Annotated in this window: 20 protein-coding genes and 2 pseudogenes; 9 read left to right on the top strand and 13 right to left on the bottom strand. The window is 61.3% G+C overall.

The window, feature by feature from the left end; translation table 11 throughout:
* From JWQ90_RS06150 to JWQ90_RS06140, 3 genes and pseudogenes are all read left to right on the top strand, one after another.
* A pseudogene (locus JWQ90_RS06150) lies at positions 1-251 on the top strand (hypothetical protein); the annotation flags it as partial.
* Positions 252-372: 121 nt separating this feature from the next.
* Positions 373-1,329, top strand: a complete 957-nt coding sequence (locus tag JWQ90_RS06145; protein ID WP_366919448.1) for an alpha/beta hydrolase — start codon at positions 373-375, stop codon at positions 1,327-1,329.
* A 304-nt stretch (positions 1,330-1,633) separates the two neighbouring features.
* Positions 1,634-3,508, top strand: coding sequence for a DUF1302 family protein (locus tag JWQ90_RS06140; protein WP_299690779.1), 1,875 nt, complete (start codon positions 1,634-1,636; stop codon positions 3,506-3,508).
* 127 nt (positions 3,509-3,635) lie between these two features.
* Here the strand turns inward: JWQ90_RS06140 and JWQ90_RS06135 are convergent, their stop codons facing one another.
* The 3 genes from JWQ90_RS06135 to JWQ90_RS06125 form a co-directional block, all read right to left on the bottom strand.
* Positions 3,636-4,070, bottom strand: coding sequence for a transposase (locus tag JWQ90_RS06135; protein ID WP_299690777.1), 435 nt, complete (start codon positions 4,068-4,070; stop codon positions 3,636-3,638).
* Positions 4,071-4,145: 75 nt separating this feature from the next.
* Entirely contained in the window at positions 4,146-6,776 is a 2,631-nt protein-coding gene (locus JWQ90_RS06130; RefSeq protein ID WP_299690774.1) for a TonB-dependent receptor, read from the bottom strand.
* Between the two features lie 60 nt (positions 6,777-6,836).
* Positions 6,837-7,058 carry a hypothetical protein gene (locus JWQ90_RS06125; protein WP_299690771.1) on the bottom strand — a complete coding sequence of 74 codons (222 nt, stop codon included), beginning with the start codon at positions 7,056-7,058 and terminating at the stop codon, positions 6,837-6,839.
* 439 nt (positions 7,059-7,497) lie between these two features.
* Between JWQ90_RS06125 and JWQ90_RS06120 the strand changes: the two genes are divergently transcribed.
* On the top strand, positions 7,498-7,725 hold the full coding sequence (locus tag JWQ90_RS06120) for an alpha/beta hydrolase fold domain-containing protein (protein WP_366919446.1): 228 nt from the start codon (positions 7,498-7,500) through the stop codon (positions 7,723-7,725).
* 11 nt (positions 7,726-7,736) lie between these two features.
* Entirely contained in the window at positions 7,737-7,871 is a 135-nt protein-coding gene (locus JWQ90_RS06115) for a dienelactone hydrolase family protein (RefSeq protein WP_299690768.1), read from the top strand.
* 219 nt (positions 7,872-8,090) lie between these two features.
* On the opposite strand, the gene JWQ90_RS06110 is transcribed toward JWQ90_RS06115, so the two are convergent.
* From JWQ90_RS06110 to JWQ90_RS06095, 4 genes are all read right to left on the bottom strand, one after another.
* A complete protein-coding gene (locus tag JWQ90_RS06110; RefSeq protein WP_366919447.1) occupies positions 8,091-10,535 on the bottom strand; it encodes an MMPL family transporter in 2,445 nt (814 codons plus the stop codon).
* A 61-nt stretch (positions 10,536-10,596) separates the two neighbouring features.
* Positions 10,597-11,661 carry a YCF48-related protein gene (locus JWQ90_RS06105; protein ID WP_299690763.1) on the bottom strand — a complete coding sequence of 355 codons (1,065 nt, stop codon included), beginning with the start codon at positions 11,659-11,661 and terminating at the stop codon, positions 10,597-10,599.
* A gap of 223 nt (positions 11,662-11,884) precedes the next feature.
* Positions 11,885-13,750 carry a DUF1302 family protein gene (locus tag JWQ90_RS06100; protein ID WP_299690761.1) on the bottom strand — a complete coding sequence of 622 codons (1,866 nt, stop codon included), beginning with the start codon at positions 13,748-13,750 and terminating at the stop codon, positions 11,885-11,887.
* A gap of 270 nt (positions 13,751-14,020) precedes the next feature.
* A complete protein-coding gene (locus JWQ90_RS06095) occupies positions 14,021-15,412 on the bottom strand; it encodes a DUF1329 domain-containing protein (RefSeq protein ID WP_299690759.1) in 1,392 nt (463 codons plus the stop codon).
* A 299-nt stretch (positions 15,413-15,711) separates the two neighbouring features.
* Between JWQ90_RS06095 and JWQ90_RS06090 the strand changes: the two genes are divergently transcribed.
* On the top strand, positions 15,712-16,065 hold the full coding sequence (locus JWQ90_RS06090; protein ID WP_299690794.1) for a hypothetical protein: 354 nt from the start codon (positions 15,712-15,714) through the stop codon (positions 16,063-16,065).
* Here the strand turns inward: JWQ90_RS06090 and JWQ90_RS06085 are convergent.
* The 4 genes from JWQ90_RS06085 to JWQ90_RS06070 form a co-directional block, all read right to left on the bottom strand.
* Positions 16,020-16,475 (bottom strand): nuclear transport factor 2 family protein, encoded by a 456-nt coding sequence (locus JWQ90_RS06085; protein WP_299690757.1) that lies wholly within the window; start codon positions 16,473-16,475, stop codon positions 16,020-16,022. The genes JWQ90_RS06090 and JWQ90_RS06085 overlap by 46 nt on opposite strands.
* A gap of 98 nt (positions 16,476-16,573) precedes the next feature.
* Positions 16,574-16,855 (bottom strand): hypothetical protein, encoded by a 282-nt coding sequence (locus JWQ90_RS06080; protein WP_299690755.1) that lies wholly within the window; start codon positions 16,853-16,855, stop codon positions 16,574-16,576.
* A 92-nt stretch (positions 16,856-16,947) separates the two neighbouring features.
* A complete protein-coding gene (locus JWQ90_RS06075; protein WP_299690788.1) occupies positions 16,948-17,106 on the bottom strand; it encodes a hypothetical protein in 159 nt (52 codons plus the stop codon).
* Between the two features lie 58 nt (positions 17,107-17,164).
* Positions 17,165-18,202 carry an NAD-dependent epimerase/dehydratase family protein gene (locus tag JWQ90_RS06070; RefSeq protein ID WP_299690753.1) on the bottom strand — a complete coding sequence of 346 codons (1,038 nt, stop codon included), beginning with the start codon at positions 18,200-18,202 and terminating at the stop codon, positions 17,165-17,167.
* Between the two features lie 41 nt (positions 18,203-18,243).
* Here JWQ90_RS06070 and JWQ90_RS06065 point away from each other — a divergent pair, with 41 nt between their 5' ends.
* A complete protein-coding gene (locus JWQ90_RS06065) occupies positions 18,244-18,879 on the top strand; it encodes a TetR/AcrR family transcriptional regulator (protein WP_299690751.1) in 636 nt (211 codons plus the stop codon).
* A 147-nt stretch (positions 18,880-19,026) separates the two neighbouring features.
* Here the strand turns inward: JWQ90_RS06065 and gfa are convergent, their stop codons facing one another.
* Complete coding sequence (gene gfa, locus JWQ90_RS06060) at positions 19,027-20,040, bottom strand: S-(hydroxymethyl)glutathione synthase (RefSeq protein WP_299690749.1); 1,014 nt, start codon at positions 20,038-20,040, stop codon at positions 19,027-19,029.
* 5 nt (positions 20,041-20,045) lie between these two features.
* Positions 20,046-21,236 (bottom strand): cytochrome P450, encoded by a 1,191-nt coding sequence (locus JWQ90_RS06055; RefSeq protein WP_299690747.1) that lies wholly within the window; start codon positions 21,234-21,236, stop codon positions 20,046-20,048.
* Between the two features lie 109 nt (positions 21,237-21,345).
* On the opposite strand from JWQ90_RS06055, the pseudogene JWQ90_RS06050 reads away from it, so the two are divergent.
* Positions 21,346-21,462, top strand: a pseudogene (locus tag JWQ90_RS06050) (IS4 family transposase); the annotation flags it as partial.
* A gap of 227 nt (positions 21,463-21,689) precedes the next feature.
* A complete protein-coding gene (locus JWQ90_RS06045; protein ID WP_299690745.1) occupies positions 21,690-22,625 on the top strand; it encodes a LysR substrate-binding domain-containing protein in 936 nt (311 codons plus the stop codon).
* Positions 22,626-22,793 lie beyond the last annotated feature (168 nt).

Genomic DNA, 22,793 nt, shown 5'->3' with positions numbered 1-22,793 from the left:
CGAACGTGGTCACGGACATCTATGGCGATACCGCCGTCATGCACGGTCGCATGTGGATGGATGTGTTCGTCGTCGACGAGCGGCGCAAGGTCCCGATCGACAATCAGTTCACCGCTGTATGGATCAGGGGGCAGGAGGCTTGGCTGATCGTCGCCTGGGCATCGACACCGGTTTCGGAATCGGCGCGCGCGCGTAGCGGTTCTGAAGCTGATTCATCAGCCCAATCTTCTCCATCTCCTCGCTCAGCATGAGCCTCGCAAACGTGCGCACCGGGGCGACGTTCGAGCCTCCCTCGGCCACATTCATCGATGCCCCGAAGTCTTACTAAGGCGGAAACATACAATGGACAGAATCGAAGCAAAGGCTGGCGAAATGTCATCGAAGCACCTCGTCGATCCGGAACTTCTTGCCGCACTGGAGACATTGCCGAGCTTCACCTTTTCGAGCGAAGTCCTGCCTTTGGTGCGGCAAGGCCTGGACGATATGCTCGCCGCCCTGCCGGCGCCCGAGGGGCTGCAGGTGGATGTCACGGAGCGGCGGATTGCGACGCCGCAGGGTCATGACATCGGGGTGCTGATCTACACGCCGAGCGGCACCGGGGTGCGCCCGGCCGTCCTCCATATGCATGGTGGCGGCTACATCCTCGGAAGGGCACGGATGAACGACATCTCCAACCGTATGCTTGCGATCGATGCGCAATGCGTGATCATTTCGGTCGACTATCGGCTGGCGCCTGAGACGCCGCATCCGGGATCGTTGGAGGATTGTTATGCGGCGCTCAAATGGGTGCACGACAACGCCGAGGCGCTAGGGGTCGACCGACGCCGGATTGCGGTCTCGGGCGAAAGTGCCGGCGGCGGGCTGGCGGCCGCTCTGGCGCTACTCGCACGTGATCGCGGTGAGGTGCCGTTGATCTTCCAGCGACTCATCTATCCGATGATCGATGACCGGACCGGCACTGGCGCCCATCCGCACCCGTATACCGGCGAGTTCGTCTGGACCGCAGCATCCAACCGTTTCGGCTGGTCGTCGCTGCTGGGCCGGGCGCCTGGCGGGGAGGGCGTCTCTGCATACGCCGCTACGGCGCGCGCCGAAAATCTGGCCGGCCTCCCGGCGGCCTACATCGGAGTCGGGGCGCTCGATCTTTTCCTGGAAGAGAGCATCGAATATGCGCGGCGGCTGACGCGGGCCGGCGTGCCGACCGAATTGCATGTCTATCCCGGTGCGTATCACGCCTTCGATGCGGCGCCCGAAGCCAGGGTAACCCAGGCCGCGCAGCGCGATGCCCTGCATGCTTTGCTACGGGCGCTGCACCCGGAGATCGACTGAATCGCACAGCGGTTCCGCACCGTTTGCATCGGTGCGGTTTTCCAGGCCATGACGATGTTCGCCAGCAGGTGACCGGGCGGGTCTGAGCACTCTGGGATTCTCGCGAAAAAACGGAACACGACTGTAGGAGCGGACCTTGTCCGCGATTGTGCTCTTGAAGGCCTCACATTCAACGATCCGATCATGGATCGAGATTGACGGTTCACGAGACGTACCCGGAGGCGATGCGGATCGCCAGGCAGGAAAGTCCACGGCACTTTAACGCAGCACATCTTGAATTTTTTTGAGTGGAGAGAGAAATATAATGAGAACGTATAGCAGCAAGCGCGTCGGCGTGAGCTTGAAGCGCGTGGTAAGCCGCTCGATGTTGATAGCGGCGGCGGTCGGTGGCGGATGGGCCGCTCCGGCATTTGCGTTCCGTATCGACCTGGGCGATCCGGACCTCGATGTTCGCCTGGACAACACGATCCGGTACACCGCCGGCGTGCGCACCGGATCGATCGATTCGAGGATCGCCGACGATCCCAACTTCGACGAAGGCGAGTACAAGTTCAAGGGCGGCGATCTGGTCACCTCGCGTCTCGATCTGGTGACGGATCTCGACATCTCCTACCAGCGCGTTTTCGGCGTCCGTTTCGGCGCGGCGTCCTGGTACGACCCGGCCTACAGCAGGACCGTGAAAACCAATCCCGGCAACTACAGTTCCCATTTTGGCAGCGCTGCTGCGCTCGGCTGCGCCGGCGCCGCAACGGATCCACCGTATTGCTACACCAGCGTCCCGTATTCCGAACTCGGCAGTTACGAGGACAACCGCTATTCGAGCTATACGAGCCACTTTTCCCGAGGTCCGGGCGTGGATCTGCTGGACGCTTTCGCGTTCGGCAGCTTCGACATTGGCGATTCCACGCTCAGCCTGAGGGCCGGCCAGCACACCTTGTACTGGGGCGAAGGCCTGTATTTCGCCTACCAGGGCATCGCCTACTCCCAGTCGCCGATCGACGGCCTGAAAGCCTCGACCAATCCGGGCATCCAGGCCAAGGAAACCTTCCTGCCGATCCCGCAGATTTCCGCCGAACTGAATCTCACCGACCAGGTGCAGATCGGTGCCTACTATGACCTGGCGTGGAAGCCCAACCGCTTGCCGGAAGGCGGCACGTTCCTCGGCAGCGCAGACTTCCTCTTCAACGGCCCGGACCGGCTATTCACCGGAACCGTCGTTCCGCCGACGGTCGCCTGCGCCGGGTACTACAGCGCGACGAATTCCGCGTTGATCCCGACCTGCTTCGCCGGCGCCGCGGCAGGTTTCCCGGCCACGCCAGTTTTCTTTACGCGCATTGGTGCCGACGAACCGGATGGGCAGAACTTCGGCGTCAAGCTCCGCTACCGTCCGACCTGGCTCAACGACTCCGCGACGCTGGGCCTCTACTACCGGAAATTCGACGAAACCCAGCCCTACAGCGCTCCGCAAATTCTAAATCCCACAACAGCTGGCACCTACAACCTGGTTTACGCGGAAGGCACGCAGCTCTGGGGACTGAGCTACACCGACACTGTCGGCGTGGTCAGCGTCGCGGGCGAGGCCTCTTACCGGAAACGCACCGCGCTCAGCAATGGCGTTCCCGCGGGCGGCACCAGCGGTATTACCGCGGACGGCAAAGGGCCGCGCGGCGACATGCTGTTCGCCAGCGTCAATGCCGTCTACCTGCTGCCGAACACCTTCATCTCTCCGACCGGAACGCTGACCGCGGAGGCCGCATATGCGCGCGTGCTCAAGGTGACCGACCACCCGGAGCTGTACAAGGCAGAGGGCTATGACGGCTGCCCGACGGACGACAAATGGGATGGCTGCGCGACTCGTGATTCCGTCGCGGCCGTGATCTCCGCTACGCCGCAGTGGCCCAACGCTTTCCCGAGCCTGGACCTGTCGGCGCCGATCACCGTCCAGCATGGGATCTACGGCAACGGTGCCGGTCTCGGCGGCAGCTACCAGGGCACCACGAGCCTGGCCGTCGGTATCCAGGGTCTGTATCGCCAGGTCTACGACGTGAAGCTGCAGTACAACCTGTCCCGCGCGCATACCCAGGGCGTCGGCGCCGACGGCTACTACACCGGCGGCAACGGCGCCTACATGTACAACGACCGCGACTGGATATCGCTGGTCTTCAAGACGAGTTTTTGATGGGCTCGACTGCACGAACTGGGGAATGATGGCTTCGTGTTTTGGTGTGGCCTTCGCTGACGTAGCACTTGGCGGCCCAAACGGGCCGCTTTTTTTGGTTGCGCGATTGTCTGCGGCGCGGTGCAGTTCATTTTATGGGGCTCAACATATAAACAGTGAAACTGATTACTAGCTTCCACGATGTCGTCTGATCCGTGTTGTCCGCAGTACTGCCGGCAACGCCCACAGACTCCTTGCCATTCTTCGGGAAGCCGGTGTCATCCACCATCCAGGCCTCTACCGCGCCGGCCTTCGTCAGCTCCGTCAGCACCCAATCGCGAACCGCCGCCAGAACCGCCTCGTCGCTCCAGCGCGAGTTCGTCATGAAGTTCTGCAACTGCTGATGCCGCGCGCCCGTCGAAGCCGGCGCCAGCCGCGCCGCCATCGGCTCCATGCTCTTGCGGTCCCCATCCAGAAGCAGACCCAGACAGTAATCCCGGCACGGAACCTCCCGGTCCTTGTGCCCGAGTACCGCCACCAGTTTGTCCAGAAACCAATCCAGTCGATCCGTATCGCTGCGCATGCTTCAAGCTCCACTCGAAGTTGCGCTCACAATGCATTGAAATTAAGAACACAGTAAGACTAAGAAGCTGTGACTTCATTTTGTCCCGAAGGTTTTGATCACCTCGAGACCAATAAGTCGTGGGCTGCCTGGGCTGATGATGCCGCCCTCCTTAACATCGATATTCACCACGGTCGGGTATGCGTTGCCCTTGTACTTCTGGTTGGCCAAATTGGTGCCGAACAGACCGATCCGCGTATTCCAACGATCGAACTTTACGTAGGAGCTCGCCGTGATCAGGCCGAACGGCTTCTGCTGCAACAAGGCCGGATTGTCGTAGACGGGTTCGCGTTGTGGGTACAGGTTCGAACGGCTTCTCCACGAGTACCCGACCGCAGCGCCCCATTCGCCGAATCCGGTCTGCTGATGCCATGTCGGGCTCAGGTTGTACTGAAACTTGGATGAGTACGGCGGGATGTAAGTCGAATCATCGAACTTGAAGTCAAGGAAACTGCCGCTGGCATTGAGCAGGAGTTCATCGGTTACCGCGAAGCTGGCCTCAAGCTCCGCACCGTTGATCTTGGCGTCGCTGGCATTGATCACCTGTTGCTGATCGTCGGCGATGACGGACGTCTGGAAGTCGCTGTAGTCGGTGTGGTAGGCGGCGAGGTTGAGGCGCAGGCGGTGGCCGAAATAGTCGCCTTTGGCACCGAGTTCGATATCTTCCACGAACTCAGGCTTGAACGGCGCTGCGGTCCTGGTCGTGGTGGTGCGCGGCTGCTGGCCGCCCGAGCGCGCGCCGGTGGAGGTTTTGAGATAGATCAGCAGGCTGTCCACTGCCGGACCCAGATCCCACAGCTCGCCCGGTCGCCAGTCCAGGCCGGCGGTGTAGGTGGTGTAGTGGTACTTCTTTGTAACGTCGATATAGCACTGGGTTCCATCATTGACGACGCCGGGAGTGCTGGGGTTGAAGACACAATCCGGCGTTCCACCTAGTGTGTTGCCGTTACCTCCAACAAAGGGGCCGATCACCAGGTCGGAGGGGAGCTGGTTTAAGAGTCCGCTATCGAGGGTCGAACGGTGAGCCTGCTTGGAATCAATGATCGGACGCACGCCGGCGGTCAAGGCCAGCCAGTCGGTGAAGTGATAGGTGAGGCGCGCGAATATCGATTCGCTCTTGTTGTGAACCACCATGTCCTGCCGCGAGTTGATGATATAGGTCGTTGGCAAAATGCTGATAACGTCCGGCAGCTTGCCCAGCAGGGCCGCAAGATCCGCTGGCAGGTAGGGGCCTAAGCCGCCATTGAGACCGAGCAAAGTGATGGTCAAATCGGTATGGTCCTTACCCCGTTCCGAAAAGGCATAAACACCGGCGACATATTCGAGCCTGTCGTCGAAAAGTGTTCCGAGCAGCTGCAACTCGGTGGAGTCCTGGTGCACCTTCTGGTCGGTGTCGTTTAAGCCGGCGCCCGTACTGGTTCCGTCGACAGCCAGATGATAGGTGGCATCGAGCGCGCGGCCGCTCTGCACCAGTTTCAGGATGCCGAACGGGAGTTCATAGTTTGCCTTGAGGTAGTAGCCATCGGTTGTTGCTTCGACCTTATTCTCGTGAGCGGCATCAACGGCAGAGGTGTAAAAATCGTTTGATGAACGCACGAAGCTGATCGGACCACCCGGGATGGTCTGCTGCGCCAAGTCGCCGGAAGCCTCGTAGAGGGAGGAGCCGTTAGACTTCTGCTGCGTGTAGTCCAGGCCGAGTTCCACATCCAAGGACTCTGTCGCCCGCCAGACTCCGTTGAGCCGCGAGTAAATCTGGTCGCGGTCGTTGCTCGGCCGGCTGCCGTTAATCTGAGTCGGCGTGTCGGACAGGGTCTGCGGAACGGCGAGCAGCTGCTTCCCCCAGCCATCGAGCGTGCGCAGCGACCCGCTGAAACGGAAGGCCAGATCGGGGGTGACCGGAATGTTGCTCGCCCCTTCAACTTCGGCTGCGCCGTAAGAGCCGCCCGAGGCTCTCAGGAACCCGTCCCATCCGCCCCCGGGGACCGCCTTGACGGGGATCACGCGAATCGCCCCACCGGTGCTATTGCGCCCGTACAGTGTGCCCTGAGGTCCTTTCAACACCTCGACCCGCTCGATGTCGAACATATCCAGCAGCGAGCCCGGCGAGCGGCCCAGATAGACATCATCCAGATACATGCCGACCGAAGGATCGAGTGTCAGCGTGGTCGGATCGCTCTGCACCTGACCGCGCAAAGACACGATGGGAGCCAGTGAATTGCCCAGACCCGTGGTGACGTTGAGGCTGGGTGTCATGCGGCTCAGCCCTCTGAGGTCAAGCACCACATCGGTTTTCATTTGCTCCGCGGTTATCGCAGTGACCGCGATGTTGACGTTCTGTAGCGTTTCCTCCTTGCGCGTAGCGGTGACGACGACTTCTTCAACCTGAGGTCCTGAATGCGCGGCAGGAAGCGCCGGCTCTACCTTCGGCTCCTGGGCAACAGACACCGGCACTACATCATAATATTCGGCGTCCGCCGTGGGCGCTGCGTCCGGAGCCGGTGTGCGCGCGGTGCTGGATGGAGCAGTTATCTCCGATGTCTCCGGGGCGCTTGCGTCTTGCGGAGAACTTGGTTGTGCCGCGCCCGCTGCTTGATCCTGGGCCGCGGCGATCCTGCTGAAAGCTATGCAGATCGCCGATATAGCGATTTTCAGGAATTGCTGTTTCATTACTTCGCTTCCTTGGAAGTTGCGCTCCAACCAATGCGAGATAGGCTTTCGGCCTGCCCGCTACGGCTCGTCCTGCTCGAAGACGGTCCAAACGCGTGACGGCTTGCCGCAGAAGCGCTGGACAGCCGGCCCGCACTGCTGGCCGGGCCGTTTCCATGTAGTCGGATGCGCAAAGCGATACAAACGGCCGGCGCCGAAGTCCATCGGCTGATTGAAGCTGCCGGCGACGGCCTGGCGAACATGGCCGCCTCTGCAATTGGCGCTGGTCTTAAGCGAAGACATTGCGCATCGCGTCAGTTCAAATCGCGGATCGCCGGCTACAGACAGTTCTTTGCGTTCAAAGCAAGGCGCGCATCGTGAGAACAGCGCAGCGATTCCGATTGGCGCTGTGGCCACGAGAGTCCCATTTTCTCCCCCTGCATTTATTTATATATTTAGGCTGAAAAGATAGTCGGGTGACGCATCCACATTGTCCAATATCAAACACTGCGTTATTGATGTGAATTTGATATTGAGTGAATCCGAGGATGGGGCATCAGCGCTCCTGCGTGATGGCCTGATTCCGCGAATCACCCCGGTAAGCCGTGAGCTGCTTACCAGCTTCATTGGCGAGAAGGTGCTGCAGCTGCCGAAGTCTTACTAACGCGGAAACATACAATGGACAGAATCGGAGCAAGCGCTGGCGAAATGTCATCGAAGCATCATCCTCGGAAGGGCACGGATGAACGACATCTCGAACCGTATGCTTGCGATCGATGCGCAATGCGTGATTATTTCGGTCGACTATCGGCTGGCGCCCGAGACGCCGCATCCGGGATCGTTGGAGGATTATTATGCGGCGCTCAAATGGGTGCACGACAACGCCGAGGCGCTAGGGGTCGACCGACGTCGGATTGCGGTATCGGGCGAAAGTGCCTGGAAGAGAGCATCGAATATGCGCGGCGGTTGACGCGGGCCGGCGTGCCGACCGAATTGCATGTCTATCCCGGTGCGTATCACGCCTTCGACGCGGCGCCCGAAGCCAGCGTAACCAAGGCCGCGCAGCGCGATGCCCTGAATGCTTTGCTACGGGCGCTGCACCCGGAGATCGACTGAATCGCACAGCGGTTCCGCACCGTTTGCATCGGTGCGGTATTCCAGGCCATGACGATGTTCGCCAACAGGTGACCGGGCGGGTCTGAGCACTCTGGGATTCTCGCGCAAAAACGGAACACGACTGTAGGAGCGGACCTTGTCCGCGATTGTGGTCTTGAAGGCCTCAATCGCGGACAAGGTCCGCTCCTACAGTTCCCGTTCCTGAACCAAGCGGATGCGTTACCGCGAACCTGCTTTCAAAGCACTGCGCCGCTCGGGCGCAGCTACAGCCGCCGTCGCTGGCGCATCGTCTACCGCGCCGACATTGTCGCTATCGGGACTGCGCAGCAGGAAGTGCGACAGTGCCGGGATCAGGAACAGCGCGCCGAGCATGTTCCACAGGAACATGAAGGTCAGCAGGATGCCCATGTCGGCCTGGAACTTGATCGGCGACCAGGCCCAGGTGACAACGCCGATCGCCATCGTGAAGCCGATCAGCGCGACCACCTTGCCGGTGAACTTCAGCGCACGCAGGTAGGCCAGCGGCAGGCTGTCGCCGGCGCGCTGCCGCGCGAGCTGCACGCTGAGCAGATACAGCGCGTAGTCGACGCCGACGCCGACGCCTACCGCAATCACCGGCAGCGTCGCGACCTTGACACCGATGCCCATCGTCACCATCAGGGCTTCGCACAGGATCGAGCTGACGGTCAGCGGCACCAGGGCCACCAGCACCGCGCGCCAGCTGCGGAAGACCAGGAAGCACAGCAGGATGACGGACGCGTAGAGGATGAACAGCAGCTTGCCGTTGGCCCGGCGCACGACGATATTGGTCGCGGCCTCGATGCCGGCGTTGCCGGCCGCGAGCTGGAATTCGCGCCCGGGCACGTCATGCGCCTTGGCGAAATCCTCGGACGACTTGACCACGCGCGCCAGCGTCGCGGCGCGATGGTCCTTGAGGTAGGCCACGATCGGCGTCAGCGTGCAGCTGCGCTCACCCAGCTCGGGGCGATCCGCCTGCAGGCTTTCGATGCCGGCCTGGCGGTTCGAGGGATTGGGCGAAATCGTCGTCCACTTCGGGTTGCCCTCGTAGACGCCGCTCTGAATCAGGCGCACGACGTCGGCGGCGGAAACTACCGCGAGCACGCCGTCGACATCGCGCAGCTGCTCGGCCAGACGGTCGGCCTCGATGAGGGTCTCGTATTCGGCGCAGCCGCCGGGTGGCGTCTTCAGCATCACCACGAACTGGTCGCTGGAGCGCCCGTAGTTGCTGTTGACGAAGGCGTTGTCGCGGTTGTAGCGCGAATCCGGCCGCAGCTCGGGCGCGCCGGCGTCGAGGTCGCCGAACTGCAGCTGGGTGCTGATGGCGAAGCCGACTACCGCGAGCACCGCGGTGACGGAGATGGCAGCCAGGGCCATGCGCCGCTCGGTGAAACGCACCATGAACGGCAGCCAGAAGCCGTCGCCTGCCTGGCCCCGCTTGGCTTGCAGACTGTGCTGCGCCGCCTTCTGGCTGACGCCGACGTAGGACAGCGCGATCGGTACCAGTACCAGTTTAGTGAAGATCAGGATGGCGATGCCCATGCTGGTGGTCACGGCGAGATCGCGAATCACCGGGATGTCGATCACGGCGAGCGCGGCGAAGCCGAGAATGTTGGTGCCCAGCGCCGTCAGGCCGGCGAGGAACAGCCGGCGGAAGGTGTAGCGCGCCGCGACGTAACGATGCGTGCCGCGGCCGATGTCCTGCATGATGCCGTTCATCTTCTGCGCGCCGTGCGACAGGCCGATGGCGAAGATCAGGAACGGCACCAGGATCGAATACGGGTCGAGCACATAGCCGAACACCCGCAGCAGGCCCAGCAGCCAGACCACGCCGAGCAGCGCGGCGCCGACCAGCAGCAGCGTGCTGCGGATGCAGCGCGTGTAGAAGAACACGCAGATGCCGGCGATCAGCGTCGATGCGAAGAAGAACATCGCGATCTTGTCCAGCCCCTCGATCAGATCGCCCACGATCTTGGCGAAGCCGACGATGTGGATCTTGATCTTGTCGGACTGCAGTGCGCGGATCCGGGTTTCCAGGGCGCGTGAAAATTCGGCGTAGTCGAGCGGCTTGCCGGTGTCCTGGTCGACATCCAGCAGCGGCACCACGATCAGTGTCGAGCGGAAATTGCCGGCGACATAGCTGCCGACGATGCCGGAGCGCGCGATGTTGATGCCGAGCTGTTCGGTCGATTGGGGCGAGCCGTCCCAGTCGTCGGGCATCACCGGCCCGCCGCGGTAGCCTTCCTCGGTCACCTCGGTCCAGCGCAGGCTCGGCGTCCACAGGCCGCGCACCCAGGAGCGGTCCACACCGGGCATCACCAGCAGCGTGTCGGTGACTTTCTGCGCCACCAGCAGCGCGTCCTTGTCGAAGATCGTGCCTTGCGTGTTCTCGACGACGATGCGCACGGTATTGCCCAGGCCGCCGAGAATCTTGCGGTTCTCCAGATAATTCTGGATGTAGGGATGCGACACCGGCAGCATCTTCTCGAAGCTGGCGTTCTGTTTCAGCTGCGTGGCTTCATAGCCCAGGAACACGGTGACGATCGCGCATAGCGCGAGAATCAGCGGGCGATGGTTGAAGATCAGCCGTTCGAGCCGGTTGCCGGAGCGGCGATCGAAATCGCGCGGATCCGGCACCACCGGCATGTCGATCTGTTCGATTGGAGTAGCCACTATCGAGCCTTCCTTGGTCGCTGGGTGGGATCGTTCACGGAGCCGGAACGATCTGCGCGCCGCCCAGACCGACGATCGCCACCTGGCCGCTGCCGGTCAGCGTGACACCGGTCTGGAACATCGGAATCACGCGGGGCAGCAGTTCAAAATGCGTGGCCTCGCGGTTGCCGAGCAGCTGGCGGCCGTCCTGGGTCAACAGCAGCACGCGGCCGTCGGCGAGCCGGGTGCCGTCCATCAGGCTGGCCGCGACGGCAGCAGGAACGCTGGTCCAGTTCGCGCCGCCGTTGGCGGAGCGGTACAGGTTGCCGCGCAGGCCGTAGGCGAGCAGGTAGTCCTTCTCGCAGATCAATCCGAAGAAAGTTCCGGAATAGCCGGTCTGCGTGGGCACGAAATGCTGGGTCTTCGGGTCGAGCCGGTACACCGTGCCGCGCTCGGAGGCGATATAGACCTCGTTGCCGGCGCCGCGGATCGCGTTGTAGTGCAGGGCCCGGGTATCGTCGACGCGCTCGACCCAGGATTCCCAGGTCTGGCCGCCGTCCTGCGTGGCCATCAGCAGGCCGAAGGGGCCGCTGATGAAGCCTTCGCGCGGGTTCCGGAACCAGACATCCAGCCAGGGCTGTTCCGCGCCGTACTGGAAATTGGTCTTGATCAGTTCGAGAAAGGCCTGGGCGCCGGCATCGCCTGCGGCCAGGCGCTCCTTGAAGTGGCTCTCCAGAATCTTCTGCGCGATGCGGCCGTCGAGCTGCTTGGCCCAGCTATGGCCGCCGTCGGCGGTATGCAGCACGACGCCGTTGTGGCCGGTGACCCAGCCCTCGGACGGCGACACGAAGTAGACGGCGACCAGGTCGGAACTGAGCGGCACCTCGGCCTGCTGCCAGGTCTTGCCGTCGTCGTCGGAGAGCATGATCAGCCCGCGCTGGCCAACCGCTACCAGGCGCGTGCCGGCGCGGGCGACGTCGATCAGCGCCGCCGACGCGAGGTGTCCGGATCTGGGGGCTGGCGTGTCGAGGAGATCGGTAAACCGGCTGGCGGCCGCCGGCCCTGCGGCGAGCATTGCTGCCATGCAGATTGCCAGCGGTGCCCATTTGGAGCGATTCATCGGTCTCTTCACTAGTCGCATATTCCCGTGTATTCCCGCATATTTCTTGGCCCGGCGCAGATGCGGCCCATGCCGGCGCTCCTGCGTTGCGGATCATTGAAGGACACGGCTACCTTGCTCACAACAAAGGACGTGAGCAAGGAGTAAAGCGACGCGTCGAGCTTGAGCCGTTTGGGGATGAGGGCGACGAGGACGACGTAGAAGCGCTCCGTGCGGAGTTTCCTTAAAATGAGGTCTTGAAAGTGAGTGCCACCCAGTCTCGGTCGCTGTACATGAATTGACCATTGCCGGGGGCGTAAGTGTCGTTGGGGCCGCCCGTCTGATGATGCGCGCGCGCCATATTGTATTGAAGCGTCACCTCGTATCTCTGGCGATACAGACCTTCGATGCCGAAGGCTGCGGTCAGGGCGCCCTGGTTCCCACCGCCCACGCCGGCGTTGTTGCCGTAGATTCCGTAGTTGACACTGGTCGGAGCGCTCAGGTCCCAGCTTGGAAAGGCATTGGGCCATTGCGGCAAGTAGCTGATCTGCGCGACGACGAAGTCCTTCGTGGCACAGCCATCCCACTTGTCGTTCGTCGGGCAACCGGCATACCCGACTCCGCTGAAGAACTCCGGGTGCTGGGTGACGCTCAACACCCGCGAGTAGACCATTTCCCCGATCAGCTGCGCCGTCGGGGAAATGAAGGTGTCCGGTACCAGATAGACCGCGTTGAGGTCCGCATACAGCAGGTCGCCACGCGGACCGTTCCCATTGGCGTCGTAGCCGCCGGTGATGGCGCCCGCCGTGGAGCCCTGAGGTACGGCGTGATTGATGAGCGCGGCATGCTGACGGTAGGAAAGCTCGCCTGCGACGCTGACCGCGCCAACGGTATCCGTATAGCTGAGCCCGAACAGCTGCGTGCCCCGCGCATAAACCCCGCGATACGTTCCGGTACTCAGACCGCCGCCCGGCACGGGGGTGAACAAGGGCGCACCGGGAATTGCGCCTTGTTCATTCAAGGTGACTTCCGGCAGCGGATAAGCCTGGGTTTCGTCGAACTTGCGGTAATACAGGCCCAGCGACGCGGACTCGCTTAACCAGGTCGGTATGTAACGCAGTTTGACGCCGTAGTTCTGACCACCGGGCTTGCTTGAACCTACACGGGTGATGAACAGCGGTTGATCCTGCGCTCCGCAGACTGCGAGATTGGATAAGAGGCACGCGAGCAATGCCGGAACCACCTGGCCAGTGAACTGGCGATCCGGCCCGTTGAAACCGCCATCCGACGGCCCGAGAAAGGTGCCGCCTTCCGGCATGCGGTTATGCCGCCAGGCCAGCGCGTAATAGCCGCCCACTTGAAGCTCGTCGGTCAGCCTCACATCGCCGGAGATCTGAGGGATCGGCAGGAACGCTTCCTTCGCTTGAATCCCCGGATTGGTCGCGCCCTTCAGGCCGTCGATTGGCGACTGGGAATAGGCGATGCCGTAGGACGGAAAGAACAGCCCCTCCCCCCAATAATTCGCAAGCTGGCCTGCTTTGACGCTCACCGTGACGTCGCCAAGGTCAAAGGTGCCGAACGCAAAAGCGTCCAGCAGATTGATACCGGGACCCCGGTAGTATTTCAGGGTGTAATCAGAATAGCGATTGTCGTTATAGCTTCCAAGCTCGGAATAGGGAGCGCTGGTGTTGACGGCGGGGAGTGGGCCGAGGGCGAATTGCGATTCGTAAGTTCCCGAGCGCGTACTCACTGTGGTCCCGTATGCCGGGTCATACCAGGATGCGGCACTGACGCGAACGCCGTAGGCGCGACGGTAGGCAACGTCGAATTCTGTCACCAGATCAAATCGCGAGGTGACCAGATCGCCAGGCCCGAATGCGTTATCGCTATAGCCATCGATTATCGGGTTGTCGCCGATCTTGGGATCGATCGACCCCACCCGCACGCCCGAGGTGTAGCGGATGCTGTTGTCGAGCCGCATGTCGATATCAGGGTTGCCGAGATCGATCGGGAATGCTTGCGCGGAACCCACTTCGCCAGCTAAAGCAAACGCCATCAGGCTTGCGACGACATGCCTCGTTCCGGAAGCACCGTGGCTCTTCGATTTCATCGCTCTCTCCTCCAAATTATAGTCTTTGTCAGATTTATCTAACTTATATTTCTATATTTGATATAGATAATGATTGACTGATTCCAGCAAACGCCCGTTTGCCGATATCCATGCAGCAGGGAATCGGCCCTGTCCTTTAGAACAGCCTCTTCCCCCGGGCGTCTGAATGCCGTTCAAAGCATTCGTTAGAGCCTCGCGAAGGCTGCAGCAGCCCTGCAAAAGAAAGCCAGGGCTGCGCCGCGGGCTATAAATATGGCGACCGAACTGCGCTCAACGAACTGCCTGCGCTGCCATCGTCTCGGGAGAAAACAGCGAACTGGGCAGCTTGGTGACCGGAATGTACCCCGGCAAGCCGTAGGTTTCGTTCTCATTGGCATACGTTCCAGCGACCAGGGAATAAAAGACGGCAATTTGTGTGGGGAGCGGATAGTACGGCTTGGGGAATTGAAGGATGTAGCTCATGTTCTGCATCTGCCGCATCACTTGCCCCGCCTGGTCGATGCCGTCATAGAGCGCGATGTTCCAGCTGTCCTCGTCGATGTAGAACCATTTCTTGCTTTGAGCGTGGCGCTTGCCCGGCTTCAGCGTGGCTTCGACCACCCAGACACGATGCAGCTCCCAGCGCACGTAGTCCGGATTCATGTAATGCGCACCGAAGGCTTTCTCCGGCGGCGTATTGGTCAGCTGGGTATTGTTGTAGGGGGTGTACATCTCCTGCTTCCCCACCAGCTTGAAATCGAAACGGTCCATCCGGCCGTCGAATCCGGAGATTTCGTCGTAGAAAAATATGCCGCCGAATGTAGCGGCCACCGTGTCGTACTTGAACTCCGGCGCCAAGCGGACGCGGCGTTGCCCGGGCGTATACGCCCAGGAGTTGGAGTCCTTGATGTCGCCCCGCGTCGGGACGAAGCGCAGATTGGTCTCACCTACTTTCGCGGCCGGCGCGGTAAAGGCCACCCAAAGCCGATAGACATAGTCGCTCGCGGACTTCAGCGCAGGGTCCCAGTACGTTCTCTCGTATTCGAAGCGTTCCGTACTGATCAAGGAACGGGTCCCGTTCTGATCGATCAGCCACGAATTGATCGCCGGTCCCTCGAAATAGGGCGGGAATAAACTCAATTGGACGTTCCACATCGCCTCGTACCCGGTCTTGGGGATCGGGAACGGTGTACAGGCGTGCGCACCTTCCACACCCTCGCCACCGCCGACGGTTTTTGCGCTCAGCGCACACTGCTTGTTGTTTTCGACGATCCAGTCCGGATACGACACCGAGCGATGCGTGGGATAGACATCGACGCGGTAACCGGGACGGGTCCGCAATAAAACCTGCGTTCCCTGGTCCAGCTTGTCGGCATATTTATCCACGTTCTCCTTGCTGATTGAGAACAAGGGCTTCTCGGCGGCGTAGGGGTCATTCCATGGCTGGCCGCCGCGCGGGTCCTTCGGTTTGTAGATTCCAACGGGCCCGGTGATGGCCTTGGCCGGATCATAGGCGGGGATCGTGCCATCCTTGTTGCCCGCTTTTTCCGCCCCCCATCCGGTCAGCGTATTGCCCAACTGCGCGGCTTCCTCCGGGGTAACCGCCGCAGAAGCGGGGGCAAGCACAGCAACTGCGCCGCAAATAACAATCGCGACGGCACCAACGAAACCTATCTTGATCACGGTGAAATCTCCTCCGACATTCCGCATGCGTTTTGCCGCATCTGTTTTAGTGAGAACACCCTTGTTGGCGTGGTGCCAGTGTCCTGCTCGCGCTTCTGCGCCGTGACGACGATCTTCTAAAGTCCCGGTAGCGGCAGACGCCGCGGCGGTGTCTTCAGGTCGCGGTCACATCCTGCGTCCAATTCACGCTGGTGAGCGAGCCCACCCAGCAGAGTAGCGATGCCGTTTGGAACTGTGGCTGTGGGTGCCCATTTGGATCTCCTCCAAATTTGTTCTTGATTTAGCTGGAGTCGAAAATAGTGGGGGCGACGCTTCGTGTTGTCCAATATCGAACGCCGCATTATCAATGTGAATTTGATATTGATCTGCTGTGCGCGCTGACCAGCACCTGCTTCGAATCGACAGCGCCGTTCGATGAGGGCGACAGGCGCCCCTACAGCGACTCGCGCGATGAGCGCTCGGATTACGTGCAGATCGTTATCGCGCTGGTGGTGACGCCCGAAGGACTGCCGCTGGCCTGCGAAGTCCGCAGGCGCGTGGGCAGCTCAGACAGTAACACCGAGGATGCGCCTTCAGCCAGGCCCTGGCGAGATCAGCAGAATGAAACTTACTTGCCGCCCGCGATTTCGAGCAGCTTGGTATTGCCGGTCTGATAAAAAGTCTCGAGCTTCATCGCACGGATCTTCCACATCGCCCCGTCTTTGCCGATCTGGAAGACATAGTGGCCGGCGATCATCCACTCATCGCCACCAACGGTTTCCTTCATATAGTGATAACCGCGGACGTGGCACCGGGCAGTTGCCGAGGCGCCGTTCACCTCTATGACGATCGGGCCAAGCAAATGCTGCGTCACAATGGGCGTCAAGAGCTTGCGCCAGGCCTCGATGAGCTCGTCCCCGCGCTGATTCTGAATCGTGCCGCCGAAAAGCGACGTGTAATCGAGTTGCACCGTATCGGCGTAGAGTCCGCGCAAGTCGCGCCATTGTTTGTGATCGATAAAGTGGGCAACATTCGACACGAGGGCTCCAAGCTCTTCGCGCTCGCTTATTTCCGAATTGGCCATCACAGCTCCTTTCGAGGTTGATGAGGTGTGGGCGCACCGCCCACACCGAGGCAGAGGTCGATGGCGCCGACCGCCATCGCTCTAATCAAAGCGTATTCTCAAAGCGTATTCCGAAGATGCTCGATGCTCTTGATCCCCGGTTCATTCTTCTCATTCTTCATGGCCAGAACCGTATAGCCCGCGCTGGCGCAAATCGCCAGCACTCCCATCCGCTTCGCATCCACGTTGGCGTTCCCTTGCAGAAAGCGAACGGCTGCTCCGATGTCTTCGGCTTTCGCAGCCGCAAACTCAAGGCCATGTGGCTGCCCTTCGCTTTCACCGTATCCGCGGAAATCGAACGTTACTCGTTCAACCGTAATGGGTTCAACCCTCGTGGCCATCGCCGACTCCTGATGAATTGTTGAGAGATGCTGGCCGCGACTCGATTCGCATCCAATGTGCGGCATGAATCGACTATGCCCTCCCTTCAGGATCAACTCTTGAACGAAATTGACCGTGAGCGAGGTGCTGGCCGCATGGCGAAAACGCTGCGGCGGATCTGCTTTGCATACTCGCCCGGTGTGATTCCCACGATGCGCGTAAAGTGACGCGCCAGATGCGCCTGGTCGGCGAACCCAACTGCGGCCGCCACATCCACCGGTGCGCTGCCCCTCGCGTCCGCAGTAGGTGGGCGAAAAACTCACAGCCTCTCAGGCCAGCGCTCTGTCGATCATGCTTCGAGCCATGTCCGATATGGCGTCCGATGTCGAACGCAAATCCCGGCCAAGCAAGCGCTGCCCGCTCGATGCGTCATATTGACGAACAATACCGAGATAACTGCGTCCATCCCTCAGAGAGCTATCGAAGAGGCCAAATACAACGGCGAGCCAGCCTGGCATCCGCCGCCCGGAAATTTTGTCGGCACGATCTGGCTCTGCGATACGCAGCATTTCGGCAATCGCGGTGAGGGACACAGCCGGATTCGTCAGAATATGGCGACTTCCTGCGGCAGGAGATCTCGATATCGCAGCCACATGCGCCGCGGCGACATCGCGAACGTCCACATAGGGCAGGATCATGTCCGGCACCATCGGCACCTTACCCTTCAGCAGCCGCTGAATCACCAGGCCGGAGGTACCGGGATCGTCGTCGAGCAGCGGTCCGACGATCGATCCCGGATTGATTACGCACAGACGATCCCTTGCGCCGCGAGCCTCGACAAGTTTCCAGGCCTCGCGTTCGGCGAGCGTCTTCGACTTGATATAAGCGTTCACTTGCGGGCCGTTCGGATCGCTCCAGTCCGCCGTTGTGAATACCCGATCGTAGTCAAGGTGTCCGCTGTCGACCGCGGCCAACGACGAGGTCAGCACGATGCGTTCATGCCCTGCATCCAGAGCGGCGCGAATGGCGCGTCGGGTCCCTTCTACGGCAGGTGCGATCAGTTCGTTCTCGTCCTCCGGCATCACCAGAAGGAACGGCGAAGCGACATGCAGCAAATAGCGACACCGACTGGCAGCCTCGCTCCAGCCAGCATCGTCGAGCAGGTCGAGCTCGCAAAACTCCAGCCGGGTTGTATCGGCGCCTGCTGCGCCCAAGGCCTGTCGGACGTGTGCCGCCTTTGCAAGATCGCGGACGCTGCCGAGAACGGAGTAGCCCTGTCGCAGCAGTTCCAGAGCAACGTGTCCGCCGAGGAATCCGGAGACGCCCGTCACCAAAACACGTACCAAAACACGATGGTCTTGAGTCATACTGAGCTCCTATCTTTACGCCGTAAAGATTCGAGGGCATCATGAAGCCGAAACCTGACAGTGTCAAGATTGAGCGGGCATACCATCACGGGAGCCTGCGTGCCGCATTGATCGACGCCGCAGAGGACGTTCTGGCCGAGCGCGGCGTCGAAGGCTTCAGCCTGCGTGAAACGGCACGCCGCGCCGGAGTGTCGCCCGCGGCACCGAAACACCACTTCGCGGATACGCGCGCCCTGCTCACCGCACTCGCCGCCGGCGCCTACTCGCAACTAGCGGAGCGACTCGAATCCGCAGAGGCCGAAGCAGGGAAGCTGCGCGCGCACCGCATCCGCGCGCAGGGCCTCGCTTATGTCGGATTCGCGCTCGACCAACCCGCGCTCTTCGATCTCATGTGGCGGGCGGCCTTGCTCGATTTCGGCGACGAGAATCTGTTGATGGCTAAGGAACGAGCCTTCAATGCGCTGGATCGGCTTGTGCGGGCAGGGGCCTCGCCACCTGCGAGTAATACTGACGCGGCGATGGCGCCGACGATGGCCTGCTGGTCACTGGTGCACGGCTTCGCACGACTTGCGCTCGATGGCGCATTCGGCACCGACAAGAAATCGCGACAGCGCGCGGTATTGGCGCTGCTTCCTGCGGTGATTGACCTGCTCGTGCTGCGCGGCAAGGGTATATGAAAGGGTCCTTGTCGAAACAGTTCTTTCGCGGCCCCGACGTTTGAATTCACCGAACGCGCGCCGCAGGCGCGAGATCCGGTGGAATCATGGGTGTACGCCCGACACGGGCATGAACTGATGGGGTGTAAGTCCCCTGTGGGACTCCGGCTAGTCGGCCGCACTCTTGGAATGTTTCAGTATTTTGACCTTGTGCCAGGCGATGATGTCCATGAGTTCAGGCGAGAAGGCATCATAAGAGGGGATGCCGAGGGCCGCGAGGCGCTTGCGGATCGCCGTCATGTGTGACGGGCTTTTGCCGGCTTCGACGAGAGAGGAGGTGAACCCGGCGAATTCCGGCGCGGGCATATCGGCCTCGATCGCAAGTTCGGGGTGCACGAATTCGAGGCCGTAGAAGTGATGATCGACATCATCGACACGCCCGAACATGTGGACGCCGCAGTCGCGGCACGCATGGCGTTTTATCGACTGAGACGCGTCGACAAGGCTGAGCTTGTCTTCGTTGGCGATGACATGCAGCGTTCCGGCGGGCACGACAGCGGTCTGCGCAAAGAGCGCGCCGCCGGGCTTCCAGCATTTGCTGCAACCGCAAAGATGGTTATGCACGAGCTTCACATCGATCCGCACTTCCACCGGATGCTCGGCGCAATGGCAGCGGAGCGTGGCGCCGGCCGATCCGCTGCCGGTCGTGACTCCGCCATCGACGGCGGGGTGCAGCATCGGCCGTATCGCCTCCATGGCTTCGGCGCGCGCTTTCAGCGCTTGGTTCATGTTGATATAGACGGGCCGCGTCACGGCTTCGATGCCCGGCCACATTACCGTGACAGCGGGACCCTCGAACTCCTCGTTGTGCACGAAATGCGTGCCGCCCGCCGCGGTTGGCGTGAGGATGAAGTAATGCTCACCGCTGATCCCCTGCTCCTCGGCCACGGTGATCCAGCGCAATTCGCGCGCGCCGACAACACGGAGCAAGGTCGGCGTGAGCGGAAACGCCGGCACGTTGTGCAGCACAATCGTACCGCTCAGCACCCGGCCCACGGTTGTGCGGCCGGAAAACTCCGGCACGAGCGGGTTCCATTCGGGATAGCGTTCAAGATCATCCATCACGCTCCACACCGTTTGCGGCGATGCATTGATCTCGATTTCGGTTTCTACGCGCTCCATCCTCATCACCGCGGAACGAGCGTCAGCGGGAGGCGCTCGTAACGCCGAACCTGCAGGCTCTCGACCCATTGGGGCGGCTGGTCCGCGTCGAGAGTGAAGCTGCTGGTGCGTTCGAGCAGCACGCTGAGCACCGTCCGCCCCTCGATGCGGGCCAGGGGCGCGCCGACGCAGTGATGGATGCCCTTGCCGAAGGTCAAGTGGCGTCGCGGCCGTTCAAGGACGAGTTCTTCGGGGTTTTCGAACGCCGCGGGATCCCGGTTGCCGGCGCTCCAGAACAGCAGGACCGTGGAGCCGGCCGGAATCTCGACCCCGCCAAGCGTCGTATCCTTGGGGACGGACCGCAACATGGAGCGGAAAGGGGCCTCCAGCCGGAGCACTTCCTCCACGAACGCCGGGATGAGGTCTGGTTGTTGGCGCAGCTTCTGTTGCAGCTCGGCGTTGTCCGCCAGGATGCGCACGGCGTTGCCGAGCAGACTCGTCGTGGACTCGCCGCCAGCGGCCAGCAGGATCATCAGAATCCCCGTGCCCTCTGAGGCGCTGAACGCCCCGCTTTCCACGCCGTTCCTGATCGAGGTCAAGATATCGTCACCCGGCTCGGCCGCCGCGGCGGCGACCTGTTCGGCGATCCAGGACTGGGTTTCAACGCTGCGCCCGACGCACTCGAACAATTGTTGTTGAGATAGCGCTCCTCCCACCAACGCGGTTGAATCGAACGCGGTTTGCAGAAGGCGTTCCAGATTGCTGTTCCGAAAGCCGATCAGACGGTTGATGACGGTGATCGGAATGAGGTTGCCGACTTCGGCCATGAAATCGACGTTTCGCCGATCGATGGCCCGCTCCACGAGGCTGGTGGCGAGCTCGGCGATCTCCGGCTCGAGAAGGCTCATGCGTTTCCCGACGAACTCCGGAAAGACAGCACGCTTGTGCACGCCGTGGGACGGCGGATCAGCGGTGGCGAGAGCCTGGATACCCGCCTCGCCGAAGGAAAGACGCGCCGGCAGCCCGTCCTCATCGCGATAGAGCAGGCAGCGCATATTCGATGAGAAATCTTCGACCCGGGCGGCAGCCTCCTCCAGCAGCGCGTAGGAGGTCACGACAAACACCTCGGTGCCGGGAACCCGCCATACCGGAGCCTGAGTCTGGAGCTGGAGGTAGAACGGATACGGATTCTCGAGAACGGCGCGATCAAGCAGCATCGTTCCGGGTATCTCCTGTGTCATCGGGTGCCCCTCTTCGAAGGCGGTGGTGATGTGTCGGAAGCGTTTCGAACTTCGGTTTCGAACTTCGGAAGCGGACCTTGGCAAGAAGTGGATCAAGCAGCATCTGCGCATCGAGCAGTTCTACCGCACCGGCGAGAACGCGGTCAAAACGCAGACTTGTTGCCGCGTCTGCCTATATCCACTGGTCGCATTGTCAAGAAGGAGCTGCAACTCATAGTGGAAGAGCGAAATGGCTTGAGTCCAATATGATTTGATGCCTTATTAGTATCCTGATGGTATCGATGGATCCGCTATGGCCTCCATCAAGGTCGGATTTATTCGGCAAGTTCAAGCTGGCAGGAACCAAGCGCGCCTGATTGAGTCCGCGCTATATTGATATGAGATTGGTATGGATAAGCGGTTTCATTGGCGGGCGAGGGCATAGTATCGATGATGGATTTCAGGGCGCTGCGGCACTTTGTCGCGCTGGCGGAGGAGTTGCATTTCGGACGGGCCGCACAGAAGCTGGGCATGACGCAACCACCGCTCAGTCAATCGATCAAACGCCTGGAAAAGCAGCTCGGCGTGCGGCTCGTCGAACGCTCCAGCCGGTCGGTATCCCTCACTCTCTCGGGTGCTACGTTCGCCATCGAAGCCCGCCGACTCCTGCAGCAACTCGAATTCATCGAACGGCGGGTCAAGCAGACGGCGGCCGGCGAAGTGGCAACGCTGACGGTGGGCCTCATCTCGCCGGCGCTGTATCGAATTCTGCCGCGCACCTTGGACCTGCTGCGGGCGCGCATGCCCCAGCTCGAAGTGCGTCTCGTGGAATTGCCGTCCGAAGAGCAGATCAAGCTTCTGCGCTTTGGCCGTCTTGATCTGGCGATGATCTCTCCCACACCGATAGATTTGCGGGGACTGGCGGTGCGCCCGGTGGAGAGAGGCAGCACGGTCCTCGCGATTCCCGCCGATTGGCCGTTTGCCAATCGGACCGAGCTGCATCTGGCCGAACTCAAGGATTATCCCTTCGTGCTCATACCGTTCGAGCGCAACCCGGCAAGCCGCAGCGCATTTTTCAACGCCTGCTTCAATGCCGGCTTCACTCCGAAGGTGGTGCAGGAAGCCACCCAGACCAACACCCGACTGAATTTTGTCTCAGCCGGGCTCGGCGCTGCCATCGTCACCGCGACGGCGCGATACACGCAGTACCACGGAGTGCGCTTCCTCTCCATCGTCGACCAGCGCGACGAGGCCCTGAAATGGGAGCTCTCGATCGTGTGGCAGCCGCAGGGCGTCAGCCGCGCGCTACGCACGCTGATCGAATGTTTCGGCAAGGCCAGCGGCGATCTCGAAGCGCTCCCGGTGAGAATACTGCCCGAGCGCTAGCTGGAACTGTAGGAGCGGACCTTGTCCGCGATTGTGCCGGTGCAGCCTCAATCGCGGACAAGGTCCGCTCATCCAGTGCCGCGAATCGGGCGGCCGTGCTGATCGATCAGGGTTTGCCGGGTTCTTGTTTTGTGGGTGCAAGGCTGCTGCAGATCAAACCGCTGGCTC

It is taken from the genome of Hydrocarboniphaga sp. (assembly GCF_028291725.1).
Taxonomy (GTDB): domain Bacteria; phylum Pseudomonadota; class Gammaproteobacteria; order Nevskiales; family Nevskiaceae; genus Hydrocarboniphaga.
Note: the sequence above shows the minus strand (reverse complement) of the source record. Positions and strands in the feature narration are given on the sequence as shown.